General features: G+C 62.4%; 2 protein-coding genes. Both read right to left on the minus strand.

Translation table 11 applies throughout. The annotated features are described in order from the left end of the window. Positions 1-579, minus strand: a 579-nt coding sequence (locus ACXJ7R_RS34135) for an ABC transporter transmembrane domain-containing protein (protein WP_457155639.1), incomplete at its 3' end; no start/stop codon positions are given. Between the two features lie 22 nt (positions 580-601). After that, positions 602-949, minus strand: a complete 348-nt coding sequence (locus ACXJ7R_RS34140; protein WP_457155640.1) for an ArsR/SmtB family transcription factor — start codon at positions 947-949, stop codon at positions 602-604. Positions 950-1,024: the final 75 nt, after the last annotated feature.

The following is a 1,024-nucleotide window of genomic DNA, read 5'->3' on the forward strand; positions in this document are numbered from 1 at the left end:
GACCCAGACGGTGACCGCGACGACGACGACGTATTTCCAGCCATAGGTGTAGGCGAAGATGCCGGTGGTCAGCGCGAATTCGAGGATGGTCGGCGCGGTGTTGAGCATGATGAATCGGACAATCGTCTCGATGCCCTTGGTGCCGCGCTCGATGATGCGCGACAGGCCGCCGGTGCGCCGCTCGAGATGAAAGCGCAGCGACAGTTCATGCATATGGACGAAGGTGCGGAAGGCGAGCTGGCGCACCGCGTACTGGCCGACGCGGGCAAACAGTGCGTCGCGCAGTTGGTTGAAACCAAGCTGCACCAGTCGCACGACGTTGTAGGCGACGACCAGCATGACGGGCGCCAGCAGGAAGGTTGGCAGCGGCGGCACAGACCTGGCGTCGCCGGCCAGCGCGTCGGTCGCCCATTTGAAAAAATAAGGACCAGCGACCAGCGTCAGTTTGGCGACAACCAAGAGAAGCGTCGCCCAGGTGACCCGTGCCCGGAGATCGGCGCGATCCGCCGGCCACATGTAAGGCCACAGATTGAGCAGCGTCTTGAAGGTCGAGGAGTCGGAGACGGTTTTTTCGGCCATTTCTGGTGCCTTCTTCTTATTTTCAGCGGCCGGAGCAGCAGGAATTGACGAGCGCGGCGACCGATGCGGAAACATCGGCAAGCGCGGCGTGGTCGACCGCATAGCGCGAGCGCTGGCGATCGGGCTCGAAGCGGACCAGCCCGGCCTCGACCAGTATCTTCAGGTGTTGTGACACGGTAGACTGCGCCAGATCGAAACGATCGACGACTTCACGGCAGCAACAGGAGTTGCTGGCTGACAGGTGCTTTATGATTTCGATGCGTGCCGGGTGGGATAACGCGGCAAGCCGCGCGGCAACGGTGCGGCTGTCCGGGGCGCAGTTGGCCGGCGCGGAGCGGCATCCGTCTGTTTCGGAGGGGGATTCGGTCATCGTCCATCGGCGATAAACGATGACCATCTGTGAGGCAAGCTAACCCGATGGGTAGAACTRCCAATCTCCCCCACG

It is taken from the genome of Mesorhizobium sp. P5_C1 (genome assembly GCF_054049815.1).

Coding starts and splice junctions, on each gene's coding strand:
- ACXJ7R_RS34140 (WP_457155640.1), bottom strand. CDS start 949: ATGACCGAATCCCCCTCCGAAACAGACGGATGCCGCTCCGCGCCGGCC.